Raw genomic sequence first — 6,726 nt, 5'->3', positions numbered from 1 at the left:
CTATGTTTTTAATGCGAGAAATGGGAGTTGGAGATATTGCGAAATTTATGGTTGATATGAAACCGAAAGTAACTCCATTCCAAAGATTCTTTGAATTAATTAATAAAATTACGCTTGCTGACAGAATTAAAGGTAATGCTAAGTTATCGGGTCTTATAAAGGCTCAAGTTGCTAGTGCTAATGGTGTAATGCCTGAAATGAATAAGCATATGAGGGAACAACAAAAGATACAAAGGGAAGTGAATAGATAATGTATGTTTACACATTCACTGGTTTCATGGGAAACGGTAAAACGTTAGGAATGGTTTTGTTTGCTAAGATGTACCAACAGAAAACAGGGTGTACATTGTATTCAAACTTTGGTGTAAAAGGTTCTAAGCCTTTTACATCGTTTAAGGACTTCTTAAAGATTGCTAAAGAGCCATCTACCATTTTGTTATTAGATGAGTGTCATTTAGATATAGACAGCCGAAACTCGTTGTCTAATGCTTCTAAATACTTCTCTCATATTGCTTTCTTCTTACGGAAAATGCGTTGTACATTGATGCTTACAACTCCGTTATTTAGTAATGTGGATAGTCGTTTTAGAGATATTACATATGTATATGTTCCGGTAAGAAAGGATAAAAATTATTTTTATTATCCAATAGTAGATTATCAAGAAGATAGATTGCTAAAAACAATGAAAATGAAAAAAGAGAATGCTATTAAGTTAGTAAATGAGGTGTTTGATACTCATTCAATGGTAACTCCGTTAGAATATCCAGCAAATAAGGCTGAGTTTGATAGTTTACTGGTCGATTTGAAGAAAACGAACGATTTGTATTATGAAACACTCGACAAACTAAAGATGTTGAGAGAGTTGAAACAAGCGATATAACAAATGCGTTAGCACGAAATGCACACACGCCCTAGCGGGTGGGCATGAGCGGTTAATGTTAAGGGGATGATTGAAACATGAAAAATAGTTTTGTTGTGGAGCAATCAATAAAAAATGTATGTGATGAAATTGATAATTTAAAGGAGAAATTAAAACTTTTGGGTATTGATCCAAGGGATTATTACAAGGTGATTGATAGTTTAACTGTGGTTCGTTTGCACTTAGATAGTATGCGTTGAGGGGTGATTGTTGTGATAGGTAGTAAAAGAGTGAAAAGACAAGTAGAAGGCACGATAGAAGCGTTTGAGTCGTGTATGAATCATATTAGGCGTTTAGATACGAAATATGAGTTTACAGAACAAGAAAAGCTTGAATTGTATAGATTTGAATATCAACTGAAAAATTTAAGTAAAGAATTAAAAAGAGAGTTAATAAGAGATGTTTAAATCTTTTCCCTTACTTTTGGGGTTGGAAGGCTGGCTTTAAAGAAAACGTGATTGTTAAGAAGTAGGGCCAAAAATATGGACGTTAGGAAAGCGATTAGGCGCTTATAATTGTTAGAACAAGCCGATTAGCGCAACTCTTACTTTTGGGTATATACGGCTTGGCGATAAGCCCAAAAGCGCCTAAAAATGTTTCACAAGGACGTAACGTAGTGAAGAAAGTGGAGATTTTTCAGTGAAGCGTTTTGAAAAATACTACTTGGTTCCTTGTTAAAGATTTAGCTAAATGGAGGTAGAGGTGTGTTAGTTGAGATTTAAGAAGTGTTTAGCGGTTTTTTCTTTAATGATGATAATGTGTTTGTCTGTTTTGCCTAGTTTTGCTAGTGCAGAAGTTAAAGAGGTTTCAATTTTACAAGGTAAAAAAGGATATACAAGTTTAGCTTTTGACCAAGTATTTTCATTTAAAGGTCAACAATTTATAGCAAATAATCCTATGTATTTTAACTATGATATTGGTAATAATCGAACGCCATCTGTTTATTTTGATTTAGGTGTTGAAGCTGAAGTAACTCAATTTAGGATAACTCCTTCTGATGGTAATAATGTTAGGAATTATAAACCGGAAGCAGTCTTTACTTTTTTGATTCTAATAAAAATAAAATTGGTTCTGATTTTTTAAAGCTTTCTAGTGGTGTGGAATATAAAAAAGATATTAATTTTAAAAAAGTTAGGTATGTAAAGTTTGATTATACTTCTGGATACAATGTTAGTGGGATTGAAAATGCTATTTTAGGCATGAGTTTACTTGCTAAAGCTGATTTAACTAAGTTAGATGATATCTCTAATTTAAATGCTGTTGAAGGTGTAAATGATGTTAATTTTACATGGAATAATCCTAATATGGTTGGATTTACTGGTGTGAAAATTTATAAAGAAGATAAATTAGTTGCTACTGTTGATAAGAATGAGAGTGCTTATAAAGTTGATGGGTTAGAAGCGAATAAAAATTATAATTTTAAATTTGTCTCTGTTTATGCTGAGGGTGAATCTGTAGGTATTCAAAAAGGAGTAAAAACTCTTATTGATCCAAAGACAGTTCCTCCAGGTCCTGTATTTTCTTTGACGGCTGAACCAACTGATAAAACAGTGAAATTAAAATGGAAAAGTCCAAAAGATGATGATTTAGCAGGATTTAAGATTTTACAAAATGGAAAACAAGTTAGCTGAAATAGGTTTGGAAGAAGAATTTACAGTGAAAAATCTTGAACCATTAACAGATTATAATTTTGGTGTGGTTGCAGTAGATAGAGATAAGAATGATTCTTCTCCTGTTAATTTGTCTGTAAAGACTTTAGAAGAAAAAGATGATGTTCCACCACATGTGCCATCAAATGTGTTTGCTAAGCCTTCTAACGGTGCTTTAATCGCTTCTTGGGATAAAGTTTCTGATAAAGATTTAGCAGGATATAACGTCTATTTAGACGGTAAAAAGATTAATAGTAATTTGATTTCGTCTACTAATTTTACGATTAAAAATTTAGAGAATAATAGAAAGTATAAAGTGCAGGTTCAAGCGGTTGACCGTTCGGGAAATGTTAGTGAATTGAGTCTTTCAGCGTTTGGGACTCCTGATACAAATACCATACCTATCATAGAGAGTAAATATAGTCTTCAAGATGTTTCGGATGGAGTCGGAGTTATGTTTTCTCAATTATGGCTTGTATTAGCGTTTGCAGTTGGTATTCCGTTAGCATTCTATATTATCTACAAGTTGAAACACACTGTGTTGCCATAATGATTTTTGCTTAGAAATTAAATAAGTTAAATGGAGGTAGAGGTGTGTTAGTTGAGATTTAAGAAGTGTTTTGTTGTAGTGTCTTTTCTTTTAGTGTTTATGTGTTCGTTTAATGTTTATGCAGAAGAAAAGGAGACTAATATTTTAACTAAAGGAAAAGGTTTTGTTATTGCTAATGATATATATTTTAAAAATACTTTAAATTCTAGATATTTTGATGAAGTGATTGATAATAATGATTCTACAGTTTATTATTTACCATCTCCGTTTTATGTAGATTTAAAGGATAATTATAGTATTAGTAATTTTAGAGCGTTTATAAGGGTTAATAGATATAACAGTACGACTTTTAGAATGCAGTTTTATGATGCTGATAGAAAGTTAATTAAGGAAACAAGAGTATATCCAGCAGGTTCTTCAGTATCAAGTGAGACTGTAGAGTATAAGGAAGAATTTGATGTTCAAAATATTAGGTATCTTGGTATTTCTGGAGGACCAGCCTTATTTGATTTAAAACTTTTTGGTTCTAAGTATGTTCCATCTATTACGAATTTAAATTCTGTACCAGGTGTGAATGATGTTAAATTTACTTGGTCTAATCCTAAAAATGAACTTTATAGAGGTGTAAAGGTATTTGTAGATAATAAAGAAATTGCTACTGTTTCACCTTCTGATACATCTTATAAATTTTTAGATTTGGAATCTGATAAGGAATATAGTTTTAAGTTTGTTTCATTATACGATTCAAATGGTGAAATTCTTGAATCTAATACACTTACTAGGAAAGTTTCGACACTTGTAGACCCTAAAACAATTCCACCTAATCCAGTTTCGTTTTTAAAGGCTGATCCAACTGATAAAACAGTGAAATTAAAATGGAAAAAGCCTAGTGATGATGATTTAACAGGATTTAAGATTTTAAAAAATGGAAAGAAAATAGCTGAAATTGGTATAGAAGAGGAATTTACGGTAAAAGACCTTGAACCATTAACAGAATATAATTTTAGTGTGGTTGCAGTTGATAAAGATAAGAATGATTCTTCTCCTGTTAATTTATCTGTAAAGACTTTAGAGGAAAAAGATGATATTCCACCACAAGTGCCGTCAAATGTTGTTGCTAAGCCTTCTAATGGTGCTTTAATTGCTTCTTGGGACAAAGTGCCTGATAAAGATTTAGCGGGATATAACGTATATGTAGATGGTAATAAAGTTAATAGTGATTTGGTTTCTTCTACTAATTTTACGGTTAAAAAGTTAGAGAATAAAAGAAAATATAAAATACAAATTCAAGCGGTTGACCGTTCGGGAAATGCTAGTGAGTTGAGTCTTGCAGCGTTCGGGATTCCTGATACAAATACAATACCAATTATTGAAAGTACATATAGTCTTCAAGATGTTTCGGATGGTACAGGAGTTATGTTTTCTCAATTATGGTTTGCGTTAGCGTTTGCCGTTGGTATTTCATTAGCATTTTATATTATTTACAAGCTGAAACATGATGTAATGCCATAATGATCCCTGTGTGATTTATGGCTTTTCTTAGAAAAGATAAATGAGGTGAAATAATGGTTTTTGTAGGTATTCTTATGGGATGTTCAATTTTGTATGTATTTGCTTATAAGAAGTGTCGAAAAATTTCAAAGTAAGGTGATTATATGATGATATTATTTTTTGTTTTAAGTTGGATGTGTGTTGGTTATACAATTTGTTTATTCGTTGATAATATAAAGAAATTTTTTAGAAATATGAAGCTTTCATTTTTGCTTCTATCGTCTTTAAATGTGTTCGGATGTATTGTGTTTGTTGCTCTTGGTTATATGTCATATCATTCGATTTGGGGGATTTAAATGAACGATTTCGATGTTTTAATTAATTTATTTTGGTCGTTTTTATGGATATGTGGCGCTTGTTTTATGGTTTTAATGTCATTAGTGATAATGAAACGAATGGTTGTTGGTAAATCAACTTATAGTGGTTCTTCTAGTAGTAATAAGGATTCGATAGATGTTGCGTTAATTACAACTATTACAAGTAGTAGTAACGATTGAAAGGATTGAAGAAGTTGATTCTATTTGAAGTTATTGTGTTGCTACTTTATCCGATTACAGTTTATTTGATTTTAAATCGGATTATGTTGTTTATTAATACTTATAAAATATCTAAATTTAAGAGAGTTGATATAGATGGATAGTGTAATTATTTATGGTTTTTGGTGTATATCATTGTATTGTTTTTATAAAGCGATAAAAGAAACTATATCAAAGGAAACGGTATCAGAATGAGCGAGTATATGCCTACGAATGAAGAGTTTTTTATGAAGTCTAAGTTTTTACCTTATGTGATAAAAGAGCCTGAGTATGGGCTTCTTATAGCCTCTGTAGGCTTTGTTCTTTTGATGTTGCTATTGTTTTATAAATGTAGAAAGGATAAGTAATAATGAATTTTGTTTTGGATCGTTTAGAAAAATTCGATAAATTTTTAGTTAAATATTTTTTTCCTGAAAGATATAAAGATGAATTATTTGGAGATATGTTTAACAAACTTTCTCCTATTATGGATATTATGTTGTTTTCGATAATAGTTTTTGTGTTTTTAAATGATCCAATCCTTTTATCTTGGGATAGGTTATCTGTTTTGTTAGGTGTTTTATATGGTCTTTTTTATTTGAGTCCACTTTTTTTCTTTAAGGAATTGAGTTTTAAGTTATTGATTAAATTTCGTTTGAAATATGGAATTTTCAAGGCTTTGTTTTATTGGTTCTTATGTGCTTTGGTTATGTTGTTGTTTTTAAAATTTGTATGGTGAGGTGTTTGATTTGTTTGCTGATTTGAGTTTAAATCCTAGACGTTTATGTGATTTTTTGTTTGATATACTTCTTTTATCTTTTGCGATGTGTTATGCAGTTGTAATGTTGCCTAAGGCTAATTTAAGTGATGTTCAATTATTTGTTACGTGTTTTGTTGCTATAGGTTTGGTTTATTTTATGAGAACAAAGGCTCAAAAATGGGTGTTTAAATTATTTGATATGGTAATGAACCGTTTTGGTAAAGTCGTAGGTTGGTTATTGTGGCTAAGTTTCATAGCTATACCAATTTATTTGCTTTTTAATTTATAAGTTTAGAAAAGGAAAATAAAATAGATAAAAATAAATTATTCAACCCTATGTGATTACTTTTTTTAAAAACGTATACACAATGGGTTGTTTTTGTGTATACATTATGATATTATGTGTACATAAGAGTTTGGTAGGAGGTTTTTAAATGTCTAAAGTAGCAGAAGTAAAAAAACATAGATCATTTCGTTTTTCTGATGAAGAAATTTTATTGATTGATGAATTAGTAGATATTGAAAATGATAGAAGAAAAACGGTTGCTAGAGAAATGAATTTGGAATATAAAGCGTTGAATCGTACAAGTTTCCTTTTGTATTTAGCTCAAGAAAGAAGACGTAAGTATCAAGAACAAGGAGAGATATGATATGAATCATGAGGTTGTAGGTAAGTTTTTTTCGATGTGTTTAACGATTTTGTTTTTTGTTATAATTGTTTATTTTATTTGGCATTTCGATTTTGATTCTAGTTTAATTAAGGTTCCTTTTAGTATTTCTTC

Annotated in this window: 8 protein-coding genes and 2 pseudogenes; all 10 read left to right on the top strand. The window is 30.5% G+C overall.

Annotation, left to right across the window (positions count from 1 at the left end; all coding sequences use genetic code 11):
- Nucleotides 1-251 (top strand): annotated as a pseudogene (locus JFU02_RS01735) (hypothetical protein); the annotation flags it as partial.
- Nucleotides 251-880: a P-loop NTPase family protein gene (locus tag JFU02_RS01730; RefSeq protein ID WP_201069502.1), complete on the top strand. Its 630-nt coding sequence runs from the start codon at nucleotides 251-253 to the stop codon at nucleotides 878-880. The pseudogene JFU02_RS01735 and the gene JFU02_RS01730, both read left to right, overlap by 1 nt.
- 77 nt (nucleotides 881-957) lie before the next feature.
- Entirely contained in the window at nucleotides 958-1,119 is a 162-nt protein-coding gene (locus JFU02_RS01725) for a hypothetical protein (RefSeq protein WP_170953377.1), read from the top strand.
- A 12-nt stretch (nucleotides 1,120-1,131) separates the two neighbouring features.
- A complete protein-coding gene (locus JFU02_RS01720; protein WP_058840008.1) occupies nucleotides 1,132-1,326 on the top strand; it encodes a hypothetical protein in 195 nt (64 codons plus the stop codon).
- A 304-nt stretch (nucleotides 1,327-1,630) separates the two neighbouring features.
- Nucleotides 1,631-3,118 (top strand): annotated as a pseudogene (locus JFU02_RS32695) (fibronectin type III domain-containing protein).
- A gap of 51 nt (nucleotides 3,119-3,169) precedes the next feature.
- Nucleotides 3,170-4,630 carry a fibronectin type III domain-containing protein gene (locus tag JFU02_RS01705; protein WP_242488011.1) on the top strand — a complete coding sequence of 487 codons (1,461 nt, stop codon included), beginning with the start codon at nucleotides 3,170-3,172 and terminating at the stop codon, nucleotides 4,628-4,630.
- 335 nt (nucleotides 4,631-4,965) lie between these two features.
- Nucleotides 4,966-5,166, top strand: a complete 201-nt coding sequence (locus tag JFU02_RS01700; RefSeq protein WP_201069500.1) for a hypothetical protein — start codon at nucleotides 4,966-4,968, stop codon at nucleotides 5,164-5,166.
- Nucleotides 5,167-5,554: 388 nt separating this feature from the next.
- Entirely contained in the window at nucleotides 5,555-5,923 is a 369-nt protein-coding gene (locus tag JFU02_RS01695) for a hypothetical protein (RefSeq protein ID WP_201069499.1), read from the top strand.
- Between the two features lie 10 nt (nucleotides 5,924-5,933).
- Nucleotides 5,934-6,233 carry a hypothetical protein gene (locus JFU02_RS01690; RefSeq protein ID WP_201069498.1) on the top strand — a complete coding sequence of 100 codons (300 nt, stop codon included), beginning with the start codon at nucleotides 5,934-5,936 and terminating at the stop codon, nucleotides 6,231-6,233.
- 145 nt (nucleotides 6,234-6,378) lie between these two features.
- A complete protein-coding gene (locus JFU02_RS01685) occupies nucleotides 6,379-6,594 on the top strand; it encodes a hypothetical protein (protein ID WP_201069497.1) in 216 nt (71 codons plus the stop codon).
- Nucleotides 6,595-6,726 lie beyond the last annotated feature (132 nt).

Origin of the sequence: Bacillus sp. TH13, assembly GCF_016651175.1 — a bacterium.
Taxonomy (GTDB): Bacteria; Bacillota; Bacilli; order Bacillales; family Bacillaceae_G; genus Bacillus_A; species Bacillus_A thuringiensis_S.
The sequence above is the reverse complement of the archived record's forward strand: the minus strand, read 5'-3'. Positions and strand labels throughout refer to the sequence as shown.

Bases quoted from the DNA above. Each gene is read 5' to 3' on its own strand.
- JFU02_RS01730 (WP_201069502.1), top strand. From the start codon at position 251: ATGTATGTTTACACATTCACTGGTTTCATGGGAAACGGTAAAACGTTA.
- JFU02_RS01725 (WP_170953377.1), top strand. From the start codon at position 958: ATGAAAAATAGTTTTGTTGTGGAGCAATCAATAAAAAATGTATGTGAT.
- JFU02_RS01700 (WP_201069500.1), top strand. From the start codon at position 4,966: ATGAACGATTTCGATGTTTTAATTAATTTATTTTGGTCGTTTTTATGG.
- JFU02_RS01695 (WP_201069499.1), top strand. From the start codon at position 5,555: ATGAATTTTGTTTTGGATCGTTTAGAAAAATTCGATAAATTTTTAGTT.
- JFU02_RS01685 (WP_201069497.1), top strand. From the start codon at position 6,379: ATGTCTAAAGTAGCAGAAGTAAAAAAACATAGATCATTTCGTTTTTCT.